The sequence below is a fragment of the Vagococcus penaei genome, from assembly GCF_001998885.1.
Taxonomy (GTDB): domain Bacteria; phylum Bacillota; class Bacilli; order Lactobacillales; family Vagococcaceae; genus Vagococcus; species Vagococcus penaei.
Window position 1 is genome coordinate 2,018,936 of the sequence record NZ_CP019609.1, and the last position, 21,367, is coordinate 2,040,302.

The 21,367-nt window shown below is 35.1% G+C and carries 17 protein-coding genes, 1 tRNA gene, 1 rRNA gene, 1 other RNA gene and 2 pseudogenes; 19 read left to right on the forward strand and 3 right to left on the reverse strand.

Annotated elements, in window-relative coordinates; all coding sequences use genetic code 11:
* Window positions 1-152 precede the first annotated feature (152 nt).
* Both BW732_RS09560 and recU read right to left on the reverse strand, forming a co-directional pair.
* Window positions 153-2,330: a PBP1A family penicillin-binding protein gene (locus tag BW732_RS09560; protein ID WP_077276542.1), complete on the reverse strand. Its 2,178-nt coding sequence runs from the start codon at window positions 2,328-2,330 to the stop codon at window positions 153-155.
* Window positions 2,320-2,946: a Holliday junction resolvase RecU gene (gene recU / locus BW732_RS09565; RefSeq protein ID WP_077276543.1), complete on the reverse strand. Its 627-nt coding sequence runs from the start codon at window positions 2,944-2,946 to the stop codon at window positions 2,320-2,322. Before recU ends, BW732_RS09560 begins: the two co-directional genes overlap by 11 nt.
* 271 nt (window positions 2,947-3,217) lie before the next feature.
* Between recU and gpsB the strand changes: the two genes are divergently transcribed.
* The 6 genes and pseudogenes from gpsB to BW732_RS09595 all read left to right on the forward strand — a co-directional run bounded on the left by gpsB (window position 3,218) and on the right by BW732_RS09595 (window position 9,413).
* Window positions 3,218-3,631, forward strand: a complete 414-nt coding sequence (gene gpsB, locus BW732_RS09570; protein WP_077276544.1) for a cell division regulator GpsB — start codon at window positions 3,218-3,220, stop codon at window positions 3,629-3,631.
* Window positions 3,632-3,657: 26 nt separating this feature from the next.
* Window positions 3,658-4,030: RNase P RNA component class B (gene rnpB, locus BW732_RS09575), an RNA gene on the forward strand.
* Between the two features lie 99 nt (window positions 4,031-4,129).
* Entirely contained in the window at window positions 4,130-5,299 is a 1,170-nt protein-coding gene (locus BW732_RS09580) for a THUMP domain-containing class I SAM-dependent RNA methyltransferase (protein ID WP_077276545.1), read from the forward strand.
* Window positions 5,277-6,782, forward strand: coding sequence for a carboxypeptidase M32 (locus BW732_RS09585; RefSeq protein WP_228414933.1), 1,506 nt, complete (start codon window positions 5,277-5,279; stop codon window positions 6,780-6,782). Before BW732_RS09580 ends, BW732_RS09585 begins: the two co-directional genes overlap by 23 nt.
* Window positions 6,783-7,061: 279 nt before the next feature.
* Window positions 7,062-8,558: a phytoene desaturase family protein gene (locus BW732_RS09590; protein ID WP_077276546.1), complete on the forward strand. Its 1,497-nt coding sequence runs from the start codon at window positions 7,062-7,064 to the stop codon at window positions 8,556-8,558.
* Window positions 8,539-9,413 (forward strand): annotated as a pseudogene (locus tag BW732_RS09595) (phytoene/squalene synthase family protein). Before BW732_RS09590 ends, BW732_RS09595 begins: the two are co-directional and overlap by 20 nt.
* A gap of 106 nt (window positions 9,414-9,519) precedes the next feature.
* Here BW732_RS09595 and BW732_RS09600 read toward each other — a convergent pair.
* Window positions 9,520-10,031: pseudogene (locus BW732_RS09600) on the reverse strand (IS6 family transposase); the annotation flags it as partial.
* Window positions 10,032-10,089: 58 nt separating this feature from the next.
* Here BW732_RS09600 and BW732_RS09605 point away from each other — a divergent pair.
* From BW732_RS09605 to BW732_RS09660, 13 genes are all read left to right on the forward strand, one after another.
* Window positions 10,090-10,965 carry an ROK family protein gene (locus tag BW732_RS09605; RefSeq protein ID WP_077276547.1) on the forward strand — a complete coding sequence of 292 codons (876 nt, stop codon included), beginning with the start codon at window positions 10,090-10,092 and terminating at the stop codon, window positions 10,963-10,965.
* A gap of 178 nt (window positions 10,966-11,143) precedes the next feature.
* The gene (locus tag BW732_RS09610) at window positions 11,144-12,040 is read left to right on the forward strand and encodes a fructose bisphosphate aldolase (protein ID WP_237301594.1); all 897 of its coding nucleotides are present in this window, start codon (window positions 11,144-11,146) and stop codon (window positions 12,038-12,040) included.
* Between the two features lie 169 nt (window positions 12,041-12,209).
* A complete protein-coding gene (locus BW732_RS09615) occupies window positions 12,210-12,896 on the forward strand; it encodes an NAD(P)H-dependent oxidoreductase (RefSeq protein ID WP_077276548.1) in 687 nt (228 codons plus the stop codon).
* Window positions 12,897-13,073, forward strand: coding sequence for a hypothetical protein (locus tag BW732_RS11475; protein ID WP_169834152.1), 177 nt, complete (start codon window positions 12,897-12,899; stop codon window positions 13,071-13,073).
* A 75-nt stretch (window positions 13,074-13,148) separates the two neighbouring features.
* On the forward strand, window positions 13,149-13,733 hold the full coding sequence (locus BW732_RS09620; protein WP_077276549.1) for a hypothetical protein: 585 nt from the start codon (window positions 13,149-13,151) through the stop codon (window positions 13,731-13,733).
* 169 nt (window positions 13,734-13,902) lie between these two features.
* Entirely contained in the window at window positions 13,903-14,778 is an 876-nt protein-coding gene (locus tag BW732_RS09625; protein ID WP_077276550.1) for an ATP-binding cassette domain-containing protein, read from the forward strand.
* Entirely contained in the window at window positions 14,778-15,536 is a 759-nt protein-coding gene (locus tag BW732_RS09630; RefSeq protein WP_077276551.1) for a hypothetical protein, read from the forward strand. The genes BW732_RS09625 and BW732_RS09630 overlap by 1 nt, the downstream gene beginning before the upstream one ends.
* 162 nt (window positions 15,537-15,698) lie before the next feature.
* On the forward strand, window positions 15,699-17,087 hold the full coding sequence (locus BW732_RS09635) for a bifunctional metallophosphatase/5'-nucleotidase (protein ID WP_077276552.1): 1,389 nt from the start codon (window positions 15,699-15,701) through the stop codon (window positions 17,085-17,087).
* A gap of 7 nt (window positions 17,088-17,094) precedes the next feature.
* On the forward strand, window positions 17,095-17,712 hold the full coding sequence (locus tag BW732_RS09640; protein ID WP_077276553.1) for a YutD family protein: 618 nt from the start codon (window positions 17,095-17,097) through the stop codon (window positions 17,710-17,712).
* Between the two features lie 2 nt (window positions 17,713-17,714).
* A complete protein-coding gene (locus BW732_RS09645; RefSeq protein WP_077276554.1) occupies window positions 17,715-18,479 on the forward strand; it encodes a TIGR01457 family HAD-type hydrolase in 765 nt (254 codons plus the stop codon).
* On the forward strand, window positions 18,480-19,121 hold the full coding sequence (locus BW732_RS09650; protein WP_077276555.1) for a TIGR01906 family membrane protein: 642 nt from the start codon (window positions 18,480-18,482) through the stop codon (window positions 19,119-19,121).
* Between the two features lie 390 nt (window positions 19,122-19,511).
* A 16S ribosomal RNA gene (locus tag BW732_RS09655) occupies window positions 19,512-21,067 on the forward strand.
* A gap of 74 nt (window positions 21,068-21,141) precedes the next feature.
* A tRNA-Ala gene (locus tag BW732_RS09660) sits at window positions 21,142-21,214 on the forward strand.
* The last annotated feature ends 153 nt before the right edge of the window (window positions 21,215-21,367 follow it).

The following is a 21,367-nucleotide window of genomic DNA, read 5'->3' on the forward strand; positions in this document are numbered from 1 at the left end:
TGAGTAACTTACATCATTATTAATATATTTCCGAGCAATCTTGAGTTTAAATTTATAATTATATTTTGTCGCAAAAAAACACCCCTAAAGCTAGATTTTAGTCTAACTTTAGAAGTGTGCTACAAGAAGCGTCCTCTTTCTTTTAATATTAATTATTTTTCATCATTTTTGTCAGGTTTTTCAGGTTTTTCTGGTTCTGAAGGGGTACTTTCAGCAGGTTTTTCAGTAGCTGGTTGACTTTCTGTTACTTCTTCATCAGGTTTATCTGGTACTTCAGATGTTTTCGTAGGTTCAGAATTTTGACTATTATGACTAGGTTTTGAAATCTCTGGTAGATTTTCGACCGTTTTTTCTTCATAAGTATAGTATGTGTAGCTACTTTGCGCGGGTGCATTGTTTAAATGCCCTTTAATATATACTTCATTTCCAATTCGAACAATATCGTCAGGTTGTTTCCAATCTGTTGGGGTGATGTTCTGGTAAAGATAGGTCATAAAATTACGATAAATATCTGTGGCTAATTGTTGGTCTTGAATTGGTATCGGATTTAGGTAGTCATCATATCCTGTCCATACTGCAAAAGAATATTTAGGTGTATAACCAACAAATGTAATGTCAGGACTACCTGTCCCATTAACTTTATCTAAGTCTTTATCTGCATAATTTGATGTCCCGGTTTTCCCAGCTTGAATGATACCATCAATTGCGGCATTAGTACCCGTTCCACGATTAATAACATCTTTTAAGATGTCAGTAACAATAAACGCTGTTGATTCTTTCATTGCTCGTTCGCCTTGGGGATCAAAAGTTTCTTCAGTTCCATCTTGGTATACAATTTTATTGATATAAGACGGTTCATAGTAGACACCACCATTGGCAAATGGAACATAGGCTGCAGCTAGTTCTTCAGATGAGGCTTGAAGTGAAATAGCAGAGCTTTGGTGGAGTTCATTAGTTAAGCCAGCTTTTTTAATAAAGTCCGATGCTTTGTCTATTCCAACTTCATCTAGAGCTTTTAAAGCTGGAATATTTCGTGAATCAACAAGTGACTCACGCATTGTTAATGCACCCCGATAAGATTTATCATAGTTATAGACTGGAGTGTTTGTTCCCTTATAGTAATAAGGTTCATCGACAAATACTGTACCCGATCCACGACTTTCATTTTCAATTAATGGACCGTACGCGACGATTGGTTTTGCTGTTGATCCTATATCACGTTTCGTTTTTGTTGCACGATTCCAGCCACCACGTTCTTTAATTTTTCGACCGCCAATTTCAGCACGAACAAAGCCATTTTTAGCATCGATTAAGGTAGCTGATGTTTGAAATTGTTCATCTGGAAAATTAATCGATGATTCATCATTATTAACTAGATTATAAAGGTAAGATTGAGCATTCATATCAATATTTGTATAAATATCTAATCCATCTGTATAAACATTTTTCTTCGTTTTCTTTTCGACATCTTTAATCACTTCTTGAATATAGTTTTCAGTCATCATTAGATTGGATTCATCATTTTTTAACGGTTGTAAACCTTGGTCAATTGGAACAGCGATTGCTTCTTGATATTGTTTGTCATTAATTTTTTTATTATCTAGCATCTGTTTTAATACCAAGTCACGGCGTTCTTTTGCAGCTTCCTTATGTACATACGGGTCATAATTATTGGGGGCTTGTGGCAAACCAGCTAAGAGAGCATATTCAGGTAACGTGAGCTCATTAAAAGGCTTGTTGTAATAAACATCTGCAGCTGTTTTCATACCGTATAAGCCATTTGCCATATAGACTCTATTAATATAATAGGTGAGAATTTCATCTTTTGATTTTGTTTTCTCAAGCTTTAAAGCTAGCCAAGCTTCTTGGGCTTTACGTTTGTAGGTTTGGTCCTCTTTCTTTGTTGAAAAATAAGACAGTTTAATAAGTTGCTGAGTTAATGTACTCCCACCTTGGGTATGATTTCCCTTTAAATTTGAGACTGCAGCACCTAGTATTCTGACGGGATCAATTCCAATATGTTTTTCGAATCGTCGATCTTCGACAGATAAGACTGCGTCTTTAAGTTGTGGTGGAATCTCAGAAGGATTGATGGTTTCACGTTTCTTCTCGCCAAGTTCCATGAAGAATTTACCATTCATATCATAAAATTTAGAAGAAACAGTATCCTCTAATTTTTTATAATCAAGTTTCGGTGTATCTTTGATATAATAACCAAAAACTCCTACACCAATCACAGTTGGGATAAGGATAAATAATAAAATCACTGTCAATATAGCGGTTAGTACAGTTCCTTTAGATTTTTTCTTTCTAGTTGGGTTATTCGCCATTATGAGAATCTCCTTTTAGTATGTGTTGTTCTAAAATTTCTAAGTAAGGAACAGCTGGAGATAGTCCCAAAGAAATCTCAAAACCAAGTGTTTCGATTGTTGTCAATGGAATGGACTTTCTACCATTATTCGCTTGTTCCTTCCAGTAACGAATGACATAGTCCGCTGGTAAATAAAAGCAACGTTTCAGTGTGGAAAACCATATTAAAACAAAAACCAATCCATTTTGCTTCAAACATTGTTCCATATGATTTATTTGGTGTGCATGAAAATTACTCAGTGGAAATGATGTTTTATTTTTAGTTTCTTTTGCTTCGAAATCTAAATAAAAGCCTTTATAAACACCATTATAGTCAGTTGTTGATGATTCCTTAAAGTAGGCTTCAGTAATTTTAGCAGCACTACGTTTAGGATAATTAACCTGCACAATTTGAATGGGAGTCGGTTTTTTGTGAATGACGGCTTGACCTTTCGTTAAATAATATAAATTGCTTTGATTAATCAATTCTTCAAAGCTCATTCCGCGGTTAGCATAAGTTAACGTTTTACGAGACGGCTTGATTTTTGGAGACAGTCCATTTGCTCTAGTCTGTCCATTTGGATAATTAATCGTCAAAAAAATCACACTCCTAGTGCTCATTATAGCAAAACTTAAATTATAATGAAAAGGAATTAAAGAAATTTTAGAAAATCATCACAAAATTGATAAATTAATTTCATTAAAAAGATTGTAATCCTTTGAAAAAATGATTATAGTATAATAGTAGGTTATTGTGTTATCAGTTTAAACACAAGGTATATTAGTAGATAAGACCACACAGTTTTAGCTAGTGACTGTTACAGTGTATGATAGTAACCAATTATTTTTAAAGGATGAGGTGTTAGTTATGTCAAAACTAATTTATTCCGCACGTGATATTTTACAAAAAGAATTTAAAACTAAAGTTAGAGGCTACGACCCAGTTGAAGTGGATGAGTTCTTAGATAATGTCATTAAAGATTATGAAGCTTATAATCAAGAAATTATTGCTTTGAAAGATGAAAATGCTAAATTAGTGAATAAAGTCGATCAATTGTCACAAAATCAAGCGACTTTATCGCGTATGAAGCAAGAAGTTCCAAAATCTAATTCGGCCACTAATTTTGATATTTTAAAACGCTTATCAAATTTAGAAAAAGAAGTTTTTGGTAATAAGTTAAATGCCATTGACACAAATGTGACGGAACAGGCAACAAATAGTTTAAATATTGCTGCTCAAAAAGTTTTAAATGACGACTTAGACGCAACAAAACGATTTTAATGGTATACTTAACAATACCAGTTGTAGTTTTCGGATAATCGCAGGATAGAGTAATCTATTTTGAGGAAAGTCCATGCTCGCACAGGCTGAGATGCCTGTAGTGATCGTGCTTAACGAAACAATAAGTTAAGGTATCTGGTTTGACTAGATAACGGCAGATAAAACAGCTAAAGCGTTACGCCATGCTGGAGTAGTCTTGAAAGTGCCACAGTGACGAAGTAATTTTAGAAATAGAATTAGTGGAACGGGTAAACCCCTCGAGCGAGCAACCCAAACTTATGGTAGGGGCATCTTTCTCAAGAAAATGAACTTAGAGAAGGAACAGTGTATTCTGTAGACAGATGATTATCGTTAATACTTGTTCCTGAGAAGTATTAATACAAAACATGGCTTACAGAAAACTACAATTAATCAGGGTAACCTTCCTTATACAACTGTATGGGAAGGTTTTTTTATAAATAATAGAATGAAATAACTAATAAAGGATATTGCAAAAATATGAAAACATTTAAATTAATGGCAACAGCTGCTAGTGGTATTGAAGCCCTAGTCGGAAAAGAACTAAGAAATTTAGGTATTGAGTGTGAAGTCGAAAATGGTCGAGCGATTTTTCATGGTGACTTAACAACAATTATGACTGCTAATCTATGGTTGAGAACAGCTGATCGTATTAAAATTATTGTGGGTGAGTTCACAGCGACAACTTTTGAAGAATTATTTGAGCAAACTAAAGCATTACCATGGGAAGATTTCTTACCAATGGATGCTGAATTTCCAGTTGCAGGTAAATCAATTAAATCAACATTGTTTAGTGTATCAGATTGTCAAGCGATTACTAAAAAAGCCATTGTTAGTCGTTTAAGTGAGTATTACTCACGTTATGGTCGGTTACCTGAAACAGGAGCGAAATTTCCTTTAGAAGTAGCGCTATTGAAAGATAAAGTCACAATTACTTTAGATACTACAGGACCAAGTTTGTTTAAGCGTGGGTACCGAACAGAAAAAGGTGGGGCACCACTGAAAGAAAACATGGCTGCAGCTATTATTGAAGTAACGAATTGGCGAAAAGATCGTCCATTTTATGATCCCGTATGTGGATCAGGAACATTCTGTATTGAAGCAGCTTTAATTGGTCACAACATTGCTCCTGGATCTAATCGTGAGTTTTTAATGGAGACATGGCCGTGGTTTGATAAACAAGTAGCAGCAGAGGTTCGTGCAGATGCCGAGTCAAAAGCGGATTATGATATTAAATTAGATATTATGGGGACAGATATTGATGGTCGAATGATTGAGATTGCAAAAGCTAATGCTGCTGAAATCGGCTTAGGTGATTCGATTGTCTTTAAACAAATGAAATTATCTGATTTCACAACAACGAAAGAGTGTGGTGTGATTGTTGCGAATCCGCCTTATGGTGAACGTTTAGGAGATGAAGAAAGTGTCCAACGTCTGTATAAAGAAACGGGACAAATCTATCGTCCTCTTAAAACATGGAGTAAATATATTTTAACGAGTGATTTATCATTTGAAACGCATTATGGCGCTAGAGCGACTAAAAAGCGTAAATTATATAATGGCGCCTTGCGCACAGATTTATTTCAATATTGGGGTACACGCCCACCGAGAAAGGAACGTGCTGTAAATGACACAAACAATGGAAACTAAATTTTTAGCACATTTAAGAGAGATTGCTTTATTACAAGAAGCAGTTGGTTTAGCTGAGTGGGATTCACAAACTGGCATGCCAGAAGATGCTGCAGATTATCGTGCAGATATGAGCAGTTATTTATCTGGGTTAGCATTTGATAAGTTAACCAATCAAGAAATGGCTAATTATATGGCGTATTTTACAGAACATCCGGATGAATTATCTGAGTTTGGGCAGGCAGTTTTTGCCAAAGCCAAAGAAAATTATGAACTTGATGCCAATATTCCTGCTGATAGAAATCAAGCTTTTTCTCGTTTAACGTCGATTGCGCATAGCAAATGGGTAGAAGCGCGTAAGCAAAAAAATTATGGTATTTTTAAAGATACACTGGAAGAAATCATTGCGTTCCAAAAAGAATTTATTCCTTTATGGCGCAAAGATGAAGCAACACCGTATGATGTTTTACTTAATCAATACGAGCCAGGTATGACCACGGCAATTTTAGATAAAGTATTTGAGCAAGTAAAACTTGGCATCATGGCTATTCGCCAAGAAATAGCGGATAAAGGGACAGCTCCACGTACAGATTTTATCCATCGGTATGTCCCAGTTGAACAACAACGTGAATTTGTTATTCAAGTTGCAAAAGATTTAAACTATGATTTTAATCGTGGTCGTTTAGATGATACAGTACATCCATTTATGTTAAACCTAAATCGTAATGATGCTCGTATCACAACACGTTGGGATGAACATGATTTTCCAATGGCAACGCTTGGTGTGATTCATGAAGCTGGCCATGGTATTTATGAACAAAATGTTGATGCAAAATATGATTACACACCATTAGCTGGTGGCGCATCAATGGGAATTCATGAATCACAATCACTTTTCCATGAAATTATTATCGGTGGTAGTGAGAGTTTCTGGCAAAGAGAATACCCATTACTACAAAAGATTACTGGTGAGACATTTGCTGATATTGATTTTGAAACATTCTATAAGGGGTTAAAAGAAACTAAAGCTAGCTTGGTTCGGATTGAGTCAGATTCGCTAACATATCCTTTGCATATTATCATTCGTTATGAAATTGAAAAAATGATTTTTAATGATAATCTTGATTTAGGCGATTTACCAACGATTTGGAATGACAAGTATGAGGAATATCTTGGGATTCGACCTGAAAATGACTTAGAAGGTATCTTACAAGATGTTCATTGGTCTGGTGGTAGTTTTGGTTATTTTCCATCTTATGCCTTAGGTTACATGTATGCAGCACAGTTATATCATGCAATGAATCAAGACATTGATGTAGAAGCAGTGTTAGCAACCACCGATTACACACCAATTACAAATTGGTTAACAACTCGTATCCATCAATATGGTAGTTCACGTAAGCCGAATCAATTAATTAAAGAGGCGACTGGAGAAGGGTTAAATCCACAATATTTAATTGATTATATGCGTAAACTTTACTTTAAAGTTTACGGTATTAAATAATAAGTCAATTAAGAGATAGACTGACGTCGTAATCAGTTTATCTCTTTTTTTAGGCGTTTTTTTATGTCTCTTTTGTTAGCTAAGCGTGTGAGACAAAAAAAATCAGATAGTATGGTATAGTTTATGTGATAGTGTGCTTATTATTGTATAACAATTACTTGTTTATATTTAAGTCATTATTTATTTAGTTTAGCTTAGACAGATCAACTAGACAACGCTCGTCTAGTAACCGCCAACTCCCTTTTTAAAAATAAGCAGTTAGAAAAGGATGAAAGAAGTATGAAGAATATTATTGTTGTAGGGGCTGGTGTTGCAGGTCTTAATGCAGCCGTTCGCTTACAAAAACTAGGTTATCAAGTCACGTTATATGAAAAAGAACGTAATATTGGTGGGAAAATGAATCAAATTAAAAAGGATGGGTTTACCTTTGATGTTGGACCAACAATTGTGATGATGCCTGAAATTTATCGTGAAGTTTTTGAGTTTTGTGGGAAAGATCCTGATGATTATATCCCAATGGAAAAAGTTGATCCGATGTTACAACTTTATTTTAATAAAGAAGAGCCTTTAGAGTTCTCAAGTGACTTGGTTGAATTGACTAAAACCTTAGAAGGTATTTCCGAAAAAGACGCGCAAGGATACTTGGCCTTTTTAGCCGATGTTTACAAACGCTATGTTATTGCGAAAGAACACTTCATCACAAAATCTTTTCGAGGATTTTGTGATTTTTATAACCCTAAATCATTATGGGCTGGGCTAAAATTACGAACATTTAGTGACGCGTATAGCTCTATTTCGAAATTTGTTGAAGATGATCGATTACGTAAATCATTAGCTTTTCAAACGCTTTATATTGGCGTGTCACCTTATCAAGGACCGTCACTTTATACAATTATTCCGATGATTGAGCTACTTTATGGTATTTATTTCATTAAAGGTGGTATGTATACACTAGCCACATCATTAGAAAAATTATTTCTTGAATTAGGTGGGACTATCCACTACGGTACACCTGTTGATGAAATCATGCTCGAAAATAAAAAAGCCACCGGCGTTAGAATTAGTCAGAACGTTATAGAGGCAGATGCTGTTATTTGTGGAGCTGATTTTCCATATGCGATGGAATCTTTAATTCCAGATGAAACAAAACGTGGGAAATACACTAATAAAAAAATTGAAAGTATGGAATATTCTTGTTCATGCTTACTACTTTATTTAGGTTTAGACAAAACATACCCAGGTGAAAGCCTACACAATATTTATTTTGCTGAGGATTTTAAAAAGAATATTAGTGATTTATTTGAAGATGGAGTACTACCAGAGGATCCATCATTTTACTTGTACCGCCCGTCACTCTTAGATAAATCCTTAGCACCAGAGAATCAAGAAGGTCTTTACGTATTAGTACCGGTACCTGAACTATCAAAATATTCGGATTGGTCAGATGAAACTTGTCAAACATATCGTGATAAAGTCATTGCAATTATTAAAGAAAATACGCAGTATACGGATATTGATGAACACATTATTTCTGAAACAATCTATACACCAAATGATTTTCTAGAGCGATTTAATGCCTATAATGGGGCAACGTTTGGCTTAAAACCAACATTAAAACAAAGTAACTATTATCGTCCACATAATAAGTTTAAGTACGCTGATAACTTATATTTTTGTGGTAGTAGTACCCATCCTGGTGCCGGTGTACCTATTGTTATGCAAAGTGCTAAGCTTGCAGTAGAGGAGTTATTAAGAGATGACCAACAACACAGCTAAATTATTTCGTAAGTATACGACAGATTTTGATTATTGTGAAAGGGTTATAAAAAAGTATTCAAAAACTTTTTATGCCGCTTTTTCACAGCTACCAACTGAAAAGTCTAAAAGCGTCTACGCAGTTTATGCTTTTTGTCGTAAAGCCGATGATTTGGTTGATGAAAGTGATGACCCAACTCTTTTAGAAAATTTCAAAAATGAATTGACTAATTTTAATAATGGCGTTGTCCTTGATGATCCTATTTGGCGAGCTTTATCTGTGGTATTTGAAGTATTTCCAATGGATATTACTCCGTTTTACGATATGTTGACTGGACAAGAAAAAGATTTGGATTTTAAGCAACCGAATACTTTAGCAGATTTAGGCGAGTATAGTTATTATGTGGCAGGAAGTGTCGGGTTGATGTTACTTCCGATATTATCGGCAGTTCCTAATAACATTAAAGGATACGCAAAAAAATTGGGTGAAGCCATGCAGTTGACGAATATTTTGCGTGATGTGGGTGAAGATTTTAAAATGGGTCGTATCTATTTGCCCAAGGATGAGATGAAACATTATCAGGTAACGGAGAGTATTTTAGCTAATGGGGTACCTACTGAGTCTTTTATTCAGTTATGGGAGCATTTGGCATGTTATTCAGAAAAATTATATCAAGAGTCATTAAAAATGATTCCTGACATTAACTCTGATTGCCAGTTATCGCTTCTTACAGCTCTTTTTTTCTATCAAGAGCAATTAAATGCTATCCGCCAAAATCATTATGCCGTTTTTGAGCAAAAAATAGGGTAAGTACGACGAAAAAAATTCAATTAGTTACTAGAGCAAAAAAATATATAAAGATGCACAATTTATAAAATAAACGTTATTAATCTATCTTGAATATTTTTGTGAAGAAACAGAAAAAAGGGTTCTGTTGCAAAGTTTAAAATGAAAAAAGTATTTTACTTAATTGTTTCAACACTATGCTGGAATTCCTAATAATTGATTGATTTCATGAATCACTGAAAAGCCAAAGAGATTTCCGTCTTTTCGGCTTTTTTGTATAGAGAATGTATCGATTCAATACCTTTAATCGTAGTTGAGGCGGTCCTTATGGACTGATATAGCTTGTGTCTTTTCTTTACTGGACGATGATCAGTTTCAATAATATTATTCAAATATTTACTCGTTCGATGTTCTGTCTTGGTAAATAAATTTTCTGATTTAAGTCGATTAAACGCACAGCTTAATGAGGGAGATTTGTCCGTTATAAGAGCTCTCGGTTCTCCAACCTATTTAATTAATCGCTTAAAGAAAGAGTAAGTAGATTGACTATCATGATTTTTTCACAGCCACATATCTAAAGTTAGTCCTGAAGAATATATCGTACGGTATAAATAATGCCACGTTCCTTTGACTTTAATATAGGTTTCATCCATTCTCCAAGAATCACCAACAAATTTATTTCTTTTCTTCCATAAGTAAAACAATATATGATACTATTTAGGTATAAATTGAAGTATAAAAAATGATTGAAATGAGGAATAGCAAATGATTTTTGGCGCAATTGAAGCGGGTGGAACTAAGTTTGTTTGTGCAGTAAGTGATGAGAATTTACAAATTTTGGAACGCTCCAGTATACCGACAACGACACCAGAAAAAACTATGACGAAAGTAATTGAGTTCTTTTCTAAATATGATGTTGATGCCATTGGGATTGGGTCATTTGGCCCAATCGATGTTAATCCAACGTCAGCTACTTATGGCTATATTACTAAAACACCGAAAGTCGCTTGGCAAAATTATCCATTTTTAGCTGAGATGAAGAAACATTTTGATGTTCCTTATGGTTGGACAACTGATGTAAATGCTGCGGCCTATGGTGAAATTAAAAAAGGCGTTGCCTTTGGTAGTAATAGTTGTATCTATATTACTGTTGGGACAGGAATTGGTGCTGGAATTGTTGTAGATAATCAAGTGATTCATGGTTTTGGACATCCAGAGGCAGGTCATATTTTAGTTAGACGTCATTCAGATGACCAGTTTGAAGGCAATTGCCCTTTTCATCATGACTGTTTAGAAGGGATGGCTGCAGGTCCTGCAATTGAAAAACGTTTTGAAAAAAAAGCTCAAGAGTTAGGCGAAGACCATAAAGCATGGGAATTGGAGGCTTATTATTTAGCGCAAGCGTTGGTTAACTATACACTAACCGTTTCACCAGATAAAATTATTTTTGGTGGTGGCGTAATGAAACAAACACAACTCTTCCCTTTGATTTATCAAGAATTTGATCGATTAATGAATGACTATGTGGAGACACCATTATTAGAGGAATACATTGTTCCTTGTCAATTAGGTGATAATGCCGGTATTACAGGGTGTTTATTATTAGCGATTGACGCTTTAGAGAAAAAACTACAAAATTAAGCATAAAAGTAGCTTAAATAATGACTTACTAGGTATAATTAACTTAGTAAGTTTTTTTGTTATGAAAAATGTGAAAAGATGAAAAAATTCTATGAAGGCATTACAAGTACTTTCACCTTTTTGTGTTTTGTATTATAATGTAGCTAGTTGTGATTATGATAACAAAGGAGAGGTAAGAATGATTGACGCACAAAAAATCGAACGAATGAAACATGGTAAAGGGTTTATTGCAGCACTCGACCAAAGTGGTGGAAGCACACCAAAAGCCTTGAAGGCATATGGTATTCCGGAAAATACTTATCAAACTGAAGAAGAAATGTTTGACATTGTGCATGATATGCGCAAACGTGTAATCACAAGTCCCCAGTTTACCTCAGAGCATATTATAGGTGCCATTATTTTTGAAGGGACAATGAAACGAAAAGTCGGTGAATTATACACAGCAGACTATTTATGGGATAAAAAACATATTTTACCATTTTTAAAAATTGATAAAGGTTTAGCATTAGAAAATGACGGCGTTCAGTTGATGAAAGATATTCCGAATTTGGATGATATTTTAGCTGAAGCGAATAATTATCATATTTTTGGAACGAAACAACGCTCATTTATTTCTAAAGCAAATGAACATGGCATTAAAGATGTAGTCGACCAACAGATTACTTTAGCTAAAAAAGTATTTGCTGCTAATTTAATTCCAACACTTGAACCAGAAATTGATATTCATAGCCCGCAAAAAGGTGAAGCAGAAGTCATTCTTAAAAAGTATCTTTTAGAAGAACTAGATAAATTAGACGATAATACTCTAGTTATGGTGAAATTAAGTTTACCAAATGTTCCTGATTTTTATAAAGAATTAATTGATCATCCAAAAGTTTTACGTGTATTAGCTTTGTCTGGTGGCTATAAACGATCTGAAGCAGATAAAAAATTAGCTCAAAATCATGGCATGATTGCTAGTTTTTCACGTGCTTTATTAGAGGATTTGACGTACCAAGAGACTGATTTTGAATTTGAGACTAATTTACGTTTTGAAATACAAGAAATTTATGGAGCGTCAGTTGCTGAAGATTAATTAATAGTGAGAGATTACAAAGTCGCCATTAGGTAGGAGACTTTGTAATCTTTTCTTTGTCATTATGATGAAAAATTTGATACATTATATCTATTAAAGCGTAGTGTTCTATTGATGTTACTAGATGTAATAGAATAGAATATTATGGGGTAAAGGATGCGAACAGTAGATGGTAAAAACTTTAGTTATTGTCGGACATCCCAATGCGGATAATTCCGGCATGCAACAATTTTTTAAAGAGAGTGTACAAAATTTTTTTGATGTCACTTATTACTATGTGGAACCTGAATTGACTAGTGAGTCGATTATAGAAGCACGACAATTACTTGCTACACATCAGCGAATTGTTTTTCAATTTCCAGTTTATTGGTATAGTATGCCTGGACAGTTAAAAATTTGGTTGGATGAGGTGCTAGAAACTCAGGCTAGCCAAACTAGTTTATCAGGAAAAGAGTTAGGTTTAGTTGTTAATTTTGGTGTGGCGGAAAAGGGGTTTCAAGCGGGTGCAAAAGAGCGCTTTACAGTGTCGGAGTTATTTCGTCCTTTTGAAGCAATGACACATAAACTTGGTATGACGTATTTACCGATTTTAAGCATCTTCCAATTTTATTATTTAACCGAGTTGGAACAACAAAAGTTAGCTGTTCGGTATCAAGAATACCTGACAAAAGAAAATAATACGTCATTCTTAACAAAGGAACGTTGGATGCTTGAGCGACTAAATTACTTTCTGACAAAAGAAACGCATAGTGAACGATACCAGAAAATACAAATTGTTTTAGACCAAATGAATGAGAATCGTGACTTACTAACTTCACTAGAAGAGTCTTTAGATTGGTTAAAAGAAGGTGAGTAGATGGAAGAAAAAGATTGGCTATTAGGTGAAGTCGATGATTTGATTACTAGTAGTCGTTCCTATATTGAAAAAGCGACTTTTTTAGAGTTAAAAGAAATTATTATTGAGCAATATCAGCGTATTGAGCAAGCTAATGCAGAATTGGATGGAACTTTGTGGAGTCCAAAAAATTGGTAATCTTCCCTGTTTTTTTAGATTAAATATAGTATACTGAAGTGTAATGAGAAAAAAGTGATAGGTGGAAATATGAACATGAAAAGAAACATGTTACTCATCATTATGAGTTTGCTTTTTTTGACAGCTTGTACAAATCAAAAGCAAGCTAATCAATCCACGACGGATACTTCGATGAAAACAGCAGAAAGTGCTGCTAGAGAGACCACATCAATTAAAAAAAGACAGTACGTTGTCAATAATATGCTAATTGGACAATCTAAAATCAGTTTTAATAATCAAGACTTTGCTCAATTATCAGATGGGAAATTTACCAAATCAGTTCTTTGGGGGACTTTTCGTAGTGATAAATATCCTAATATTAGCTTGCAATTAAATGCTGCTGATAAAGAGCAAAAAATTTACGGGGATATTAACGGCTATGAGTTAGAAGATATTGATTGGGATGTTGCTTCTCCAGTACAGTATGTTAATGTTATGGAAGAAGCCCTGCAGTTTTCTAAAGACAAAAAAGCCTTACTTTATAAGGCGAGAACGGGTGATATCATCTTTTCAGTTGCTTTTTTTAGTGATAGTGAATTGACTAGTCAAGAAATCCTAGCCCTAAAAAAAATCTCAAAAAGTATTAGTATTGAATATGTGGGTGATACCTTAACAGAATAAACACAGCAAGCAAATTGTCTAATAACATTTTGCTTGCTGTGTTTATTTTATTTGTGACAGAGAAAGATAAATTATGTTATCTTTTGTCACATGACTGTTACTTTGTAGTAATAAAACTACTTTATGATGGTAAAGGAGTTTGTTTACAAATTAGAAAGGAATTAACGCTATGGGAATTCAGTTGAAAGATATGTCAAAATCAGTTGATGGTTTACTGGTTTTAAATGACATTAACCTCACGCTAAAAGACCAAACTATTTACGGATTAATTGGTCAAAATAATTCTGGCAAAACAACATTGCTTAGAGTACTAGCAAATCTAAGGTATCCTTCTGAGGGATATGTTGAAATTGATAGTGAAGATATTTTTGAACAACCGAAAGTTATGTCAAAAGTTTATTTTCAATCACAGGATGCTATTTATCCGAAACATGCAACTTTAAAAAAAATTATGAAATGGATGAATGATTTTTATGCTTCCTTTCAAATCGATAGCTGTCGTGCCTTGCTATTTAAATATGCTCTAAAAGATACACAACGTTTTGCTCAGCTCTCTATCCAAGAGCAGATGATTTTTAGATGTTGTTTAGCTTGTAGTATTGACACAGACTATCTATTACTTGACGACCCTACATTTGCTTTGGACCCAAGTACCCAAAATGCTTTGTTTCAGGACATACTTGCTAGTTATCAAAGATACCCTAAAACAATTGTGCTATCGACGCATTCAATTATTGAGATTGAACGTTTAGTAGACCGTATTATTATCATTGAAGATGGCCAGGTTATCGTTGAAGATGCGGTTAAGGAATTAACTGATCATGTCTACGTAGTGGAAGGAACCGAACGCGAGATGCGTGATTTTTTAAAACAACGCAATGTTTTAGGACAAGACTATCTAAATGGCAATATTCGTGCGTATACTCGTTTAACCACTGAAGAATTGACTAAAGCAACCCATTTATCAGTGAAATCAATGAACTTACAAGAACTATTTATTCAATTGACACGTAACCCGTTCCAAGAAAGTGGGGTTAGCCTTTAATGAGAAAAAAATTTAGTGTTTTATCTCAAACGCTTGTTTATTACCTTAAAATATTTGTTTTATTTTTAGGATTATTTGTTTTGGGGTATGGTTTATCATATATATCAAAAACAAGGCTATCTATTGAGTGGGAAATGCCCAATATCACTTATTGCCTCTATATTTATTTAATTATCTTAACGTGGCTATTCGTGATGCGACAAGTAACGTTTTATAGTTATCATTCTATTTCAAGAGGTACGATTATCAAGCAAATTATAAGTGCCCAAATTATCAGTTCATTGATTTTTAGTCTAAGTTTTTTTGCTTTGACTGAAGCAGTCCAGTGGTTAAAACTATCTGCTTACATCAATTTAGGTAGTGATAGTCACAGTATTTATGTCACACCTTTAAGTTTAGGGCCAATTGTTAGTCCGATCTTAGTCGGTTTATTGTTAATGGAGTGCTTATTTTTAGCGATGCTGTTTGCTAATACTTTAGCCATTATTGGATATTCTTGGAAATTTAAAAAATTAATCATTGTTCTAAGTATTTTATTAGGACTTATCATTCTTATATTAGTAAGTGTTCCATATTGGCCAGCAATGATGAAATCATATGTCTTGTTTATTATTAGTCTAATTGTAGGGACAGGACAAAATATGGTGCCAGCAGTAGTCATTCCGTTTGGGTTAATGTTTTTAATTATCCTTGGTTTGATTATCTATAATTTACATGCTATCAAAAAAATTCAAATTAATAAAATGGCTATTTTTTAGTTTATCACCCAGCAGTATTGAGTTGATTCTCAATACTGCTTTTTTATGTAAAAAGACTAACAGACTATCATAGTTGATAAATGATTGTGTTAAACTAAGTAATGGGGTTTCGAAAAAAAATATGCTAATATAGAAACTAAATTAAGATAAAGGTTGACGTTTATGACAAAAAAAATTCACTTTATTCATACAAATGACATTCATTCACATTTTGAGAGATGGCCTAAAATTAGACGAATGATTCAAGAACAAAAAATTGCCGCAAAAAGTAGTGGAATCGATTGCATTACAGTCGATGTTGGCGATTTTATGGATCGCAACCATCCATTGACTGAATCGACACATGGTCGAGCCAATGTTCGCCTAATGAATCAAGCACATTACGATGCCGTAACTATTGGTAACAATGAAGGAATTACTAATAGTTATCAGCAACTTAATGCATTATATGATAGAAAGAACTTTCCGGTTATTTTAAGTAATTTGCTAGACTCAAAATCATTAGTGACACCCAAATGGGCTGAAAGTTACCGTATTATCACAACTGAGAGTGGCTTACGCATAGGTTTAATTGGTTTGACTGCACCAATGGAGCTAACTTATCAGACATATGGTTGGACCTTAGTAGATATTAAAGACGTTTTAGATTCGCTACTACCATTATTGCGGCCGCAAGTGGATTGTTTAATTTTGTTATCGCATCTTGGTTTGCCCGATGACAAGTTAATTGCTGAAAACTATCCGATGATTGATATTATTTTTGGATCACATACGCATCATTTACTAGAAAATGGTTTGATTTGGAATGATGTCATGTTAGTTGCAGCAGGTCGCTTTGGTGAATATGTTGGTTTAGTTGAAGTAACGTATCCCGATTCTAATAAACAAGAGATAAGTGCTGTAACCTACTGTGTAGATGATTTGCCTAATGTCGCATCCGATTTAGAAGAAGTTGAGATGTTACAGCAGTTGGGTATAGATAATCTAACCAATCAAGTCATAACACAGTTACCTAAGACGCTATATCGGGAAAATACATTAATCGATTGTACATTAAAAGCAATGAAAGAGGCTGGAAATTCATCAATTGCCTTGATTAATTCTGGTTTGTTTTTAAAAGATTTAAAAAAAGGGCCAGTAACAGCATTAGATTTACATCAATGCTTACCACATCCGATGAATTTAATTAGTGTTCGCTTGATGGGATCAGATTTAATACGATTAATGAAAGAAATTGAGAAAAATAGAGCCTTTCTTCGTAATTTTCCAATTATTGGACTGAAATTTCGTGGTAAGGTTTTTGGAGAAATGTGTTATGATGGAATTAACTATGACCATGTATCTAAACAAGTTACCCATGAAGGCAAACAGATTCAATTAGATAAAGTGTATCAGCTAGTAACAGTTGATCACATCATGTTTGTCCCATTTTTTCCGACAATTGAAATCGCGGGAAATGTCAAATTAATTGGTTCTGACTTTTTAAGAAATGTTTTAGGGGACTATTTAAGTCGAGTGAATAGTTTAAAGAAAAAAGATGATTTGGGGTGATGACAAAATGAATGATAAAAAAAATAGTGATAAAGAGTTAGAAAAAGACGCTATTATTGAAGAGTTGACAGCTAGTGAGCAAAAGCGCCAAGCGCTATTAGCGTCTTTTTCACCAGATTCATTTTCTTTAGGAAAAGGGACTTATCGGTTAGTTTATGATTATCGAGAAGGATTTGATTATGAAAAATTATTAGATCGTTACCAAGAAATTTTAGAAAAATATGATTACATTGTAGGAGATTGGGGTTATGATCAGTTACGTTTAAAAGGATTCTTTAAAGATGATTTTAAAAATGCCGCTATTGATGCTAAAATTAGTCATTTATCTGATTATCTTTATGAGTACTGTAATTTTGGGTGTGCTTATTTTGTGATTGAACAGATTGGAGAGTTTCAGCGAAAAGGGCGTGATACATCTAGTACGCATAATCAGAAAAAAAATAAAAAAAATCCACGTGCTCCTAAAAATAGTAAGGATGTCAAACGCAAAGATAATTTTAAGAGACGTGATCGACAAGATGTGAAACACACAGCTGAAAAGAAACAAGCACCTACTAAAAAAAATTCGCAACAACCAAATAATAAAAAGCGAACATTTAAAATGCGTCAAAAAGAAAGGGATTAACCATGTCATACAAAGGCTATTTAATTGATTTAGATGGAACAATATATTTAGGTGAAAAACCAATATCTGCTGGAAAACGTTTTGTTGAAAAGCTTCAGCAAAAAGAGTTGCCTTTTTTATTTGTAACAAACAATACCACGCGGACACCGGTTCAAATTAAAGAAAAATTAGCAAAGGTTTGCGATATTCATGTATCAGCAGATACTATCTATACAGCAAGTTTGGCAACTGTTGATTATATGCATGAACAAGGATTGGGGAATAAAGTTTACATTATTGGTGAAACAGGGCTACATGAAGCTATAAATCATGCTGGATTTATTATTGAAGAAAAAGTGCCAGATTATGTTGTTGTTGGATTAGATACGGAAATTAATTATGAAAAATTTGTTACGGCAACATTAGCTATCCAAAATGGCGCTCATTTTATTGGTACAAATCCTGATAAAAACATTCCAACACATCGTGGTTTATTACCTGGTGCAGGTTCATTTATTTCTCTTTTAGAAACGGCCACTCAACAGCAAGCGATTTTGATTGGTAAACCACAATCAATTATTATGGAGTCTGCCTTACGGGTTATGGGTTTGAATAAAGAAGATGTTATTATGGTTGGTGATAATTATGAAACGGATATTAAAGCAGGTATAAATAATGGTATTGATAGCCTGTTAGTTTTAACTGGATTTACAAAGAAAAAACATGTACCAGATTTAGCAAGCCCTCCGACACATATTTTGAATTCATTAGATGATTGGAGATTTTAATTGTCTCGCTGGTTCCAACGGTTAAGTGTTGGATGTTTATTGCTTAGCCTAATTACTCTCTCGGTAGCATTGACGATTAATTCTAAATGGTTATTTTCTTTAGATATTCGTTATTTAGACATCGTAGATAGTGTCGGACTATCTAAAGATACATTGATGCATAATTATAATGTCTTATTAGATTATTTGAATTATTTTTGGGTAAAACAATTAAATCTACCGGATTTTTCAAGTTCTACTTCTGGCTTACTACATTTTTGGGATGTAAAAAAATTATTTCAGTTCAATTACGCTATTTTGTTGATAACGATATTTCCTAGTATCTTTTTTCTGAAAAAATACTATAAAAGTAAAACAATGTGGTTACTAATAAAACCATTAAGTTGGTTTTTAGCAATTTTACTTAGCTTAATTGTTTTAATGATTATTGCTTTTGATCAATTTTTTGTCTTTTTCCATGAAATATTTTTTACTAATGATGACTGGCTCTTTGATCCAATAACAGATCCTATTATTACAATGTTGCCACAGGAGTTCTTCTTGCATTGCTTTATATTGTTTTTCATTTTATTGATTTTTATGATTTTAGGATTGATTTTATTAGGTAAATACCAGTTAAAAGAATTATTAAAAAAGAGCTAAATCCTTGTATTACAAGTTTTTCAGCTCTTTTTTTTAATTAATTTTCAATTAATATAATAATTTTAAAACAAATTAAAAAAGTACTTGCATTTAATTTGAATTGTTGATATATTATTACATGTCGCTACGACATATCATTTTAAAAAAACAACAACGTAAAAATAAATTTTGAAAAGTTGTTGACAAAGCTTTACAAAATTGATATGATATAAAAGTTGTTACGACAACAAACATTAAAAAGTTTAGACCTTTGAAAACTGAACAAAGTAAGACAAACCAAATGTGTAGGGCGTTTTTACAATAGTAAAAACAAACCATATTTAAAGTGAATAGAAACATTCGCTAGCAAAATTTTTAAATGAGCTAAACATCGTAAGATGTTATCATACTTTTATTGAGAGTTTGATCCTGGCTCAGGACGAACGCTGGCGGCGTGCCTAATACATGCAAGTCGAACGCACTTGTCTCACCGGAGCTTGCTCCACCGAGACAAGTGAGTGGCGGACGGGTGAGTAACACGTGGGCAACCTGCCCATCAGAGGGGGATAACACTTGGAAACAGGTGCTAATACCGCATAATTCCTATTGCCGCATGGCGACAGGATAAAAGACGCTTCGGTGTCACTGGTGGATGGGCCCGCGGTGCATTAGTTAGTTGGTGGGGTAACGGCCTACCAAGACCATGATGCATAGCCGACCTGAGAGGGTGATCGGCCACACTGGGACTGAGACACGGCCCAGACTCCTACGGGAGGCAGCAGTAGGGAATCTTCGGCAATGGACGAAAGTCTGACCGAGCAACGCCGCGTGAGTGAAGAAGGTTTTCGGATCGTAAAACTCTGTTGTTAGAGAAGAACAAGTGAGAGAGTAACTGTTCTCACCTTGACGGTATCTAACCAGAAAGCCACGGCTAACTACGTGCCAGCAGCCGCGGTAATACGTAGGTGGCAAGCGTTGTCCGGATTTATTGGGCGTAAAGCGAGCGCAGGTGGTCTTTTAAGTCTGATGTGAAAGCCCTCGGCTCAACCGAGGAAGGTCATTGGAAACTGGGAGACTTGAGTGCAGAAGAGGAGAGTGGAATTCCATGTGTAGCGGTGAAATGCGTAGATATATGGAGGAACACCAGTGGCGAAGGCGACTCTCTGGTCTGTAACTGACACTGAGGCTCGAAAGCGTGGGGAGCAAACAGGATTAGATACCCTGGTAGTCCACGCCGTAAACGATGAGTGCTAGGTGTTGGAGGGTTTCCGCCCTTCAGTGCCGCAGCTAACGCATTAAGCACTCCGCCTGGGGAGTACGGCCGCAAGGCTGAAACTCAAAGGAATTGACGGGGGCCCGCACAAGCGGCGGAGCATGTGGTTTAATTCGAAGCAACGCGAAGAACCTTACCAGGTCTTGACATCCTTTGACCACTCTAGAGATAGAGCTTTCCCTTCGGGGACAAAGTGACAGGTGGTGCATGGTTGTCGTCAGCTCGTGTCGTGAGATGTTGGGTTAAGTCCCGCAACGAGCGCAACCCTTATTGTTAGTTGCCATCATTTAGTTGGGCACTCTAGCAAGACTGCCGGTGACAAACCGGAGGAAGGTGGGGATGACGTCAAATCATCATGCCCCTTATGACCTGGGCTACACACGTGCTACAATGGACAGTACAATGAGTTGCGAGACCGCGAGGTTTAGCTAATCTCTTAAAGCTGTTCTCAGTTCGGATTGTAGGCTGCAACTCGCCTACATGAAGCCGGAATCGCTAGTAATCGTGGATCAGCATGCCACGGTGAATACGTTCCCGGGCCTTGTACACACCGCCCGTCACACCACGAGAGTTTGTAACACCCAAAGTCGGTGAGGTAACCTTCGGGAGCCAGCCGCCTAAGGTGGGATAGATGATTGGGGTGAAGTCGTAACAAGGTAGCCGTATCGGAAGGTGCGGCTGGATCACCTCCTTTCTAAGGATAATTACGGAAACACATTGGTTGAATTTACTTTGTTCAGTTTTGAGAGGTCTACTCTCAAACTAAATGGGGCCTTAGCTCAGCTGGGAGAGCGCCTGCCTTGCACGCAGGAGGTCAGCGGTTCGATCCCGCTAGGCTCCATTGGTAGAACCTTTACCATTATTGTTCATTGAAAACTGGATAGTTGAAGTTAGACATCAACATAAATTAAGTACACCGCGTGACACAGCGTAAGTTGTGAAGCGTTGTTTGTATCAGATATCGCTGTTTGATACAAACAAAAAAGATCTAACC